Origin of the sequence: Frankia sp. AiPs1 (genome assembly GCF_023716945.1) — a bacterium.
GTDB lineage: Bacteria > Actinomycetota > Actinomycetes > Frankiales > Frankiaceae > Frankia.
In genome coordinates this window covers 1-939 of the sequence record NZ_JAMQQF010001059.1, presented here as the reverse complement: position 1 = coordinate 939, position 939 = coordinate 1, and the positions used below count along the sequence as shown (strand labels likewise).

General features: G+C 73.7%; 2 protein-coding genes. One reads left to right on the top strand and one right to left on the bottom strand.

Annotation, left to right across the window (positions count from 1 at the left end; all coding sequences use genetic code 11):
• Nucleotides 1–279: RNHCP domain-containing protein (locus ND748_RS32840; protein WP_251750139.1), on the bottom strand; the 279-nt coding region annotated here is incomplete at its 3' end.
• A gap of 260 nt (nucleotides 280–539) precedes the next feature.
• Between ND748_RS32840 and ND748_RS32835 the strand changes: the two genes are divergently transcribed.
• Nucleotides 540–848: a DUF3263 domain-containing protein gene (locus ND748_RS32835; protein ID WP_251750138.1), complete on the top strand. Its 309-nt coding sequence runs from the start codon at nucleotides 540–542 to the stop codon at nucleotides 846–848.
• Nucleotides 849–939: the final 91 nt, after the last annotated feature.

Here is a 939-nt window from a genome sequence, read left to right as displayed (position 1 = left end):
GAGCAGGGCGTCGCGGTCGTCAGCCGGCGCGGTGCGGTTGCGGCGCCGGTGATCGCAGCGCTCGCAGGCGTGGGTGAGGATCACGTCGTGCGCCCGGGCCTCGACGGCCACCGGGCGCATCACCCCACCGCAGGCGGCCGCGCGGTCGCCGGGATGCACGTCGACGTGGCGCGAGCACAGGCAGGCCGGGCAGTGGTTGGTGTACCCGTCGCCGCGCACGGCGGTCCCACAGACGAGGCAGTCGAAGTCCTCCGTGGTGCGGGTGAATCGCCGGCTCACCGGTCCAGCGTAGCCATCGGCCGCCTTGCGGCACGGCGCGCACGGTCGCCGGCTCAGACCGCGCGGAACGCACCGCAATCGGCTCGGCCCGGTGCGCGACGAACTCGAGTGTCGGTCACCGGCCGGAACGTGTGTTGCCGGAGACGACCGGGGATGTCGGACCCACAGGGTGAAATAGTGGGCGGCGAACCATACCGGGCGTGGCGTGACCGCGTCCGACCGCGATCGTCGTCCCGGCTGCGTCCCGAGGAGGTCCCGCTGTGCAGGCAGCTCAACCCCTGCCGCCCGAGGAACCTGGGCGGGCGAGCACACCGGCTGCGGAGCTGTCCGACCGCGACCGGCGCATCCTTCGCTTCGAGCAGGGCTGGTGGCGTCATCCGGGGGCGAAGGAGGAGGCGATCCGGGCCGAGTTCGGCCTGTCCTCGACGCGCTACTACCAGATCCTCAATCGACTGATCGACTCGGACGCGGCGCTGATCACCGATCCGATGCTCGTCCGGCGGCTACGCCGGCTGCGCGAGCAGCGCCGGGCCGCCAGGTCCGGCCACCGGGACCGGAACGAGGAGTAGAGCCGCGTATGACGCATGGCACGAGCGCGCCACCGCGGCGCCGCCCCCCGGGTCGGCGCGCGGACCGGCTGCACGCCGTGGGGGCGGGGGC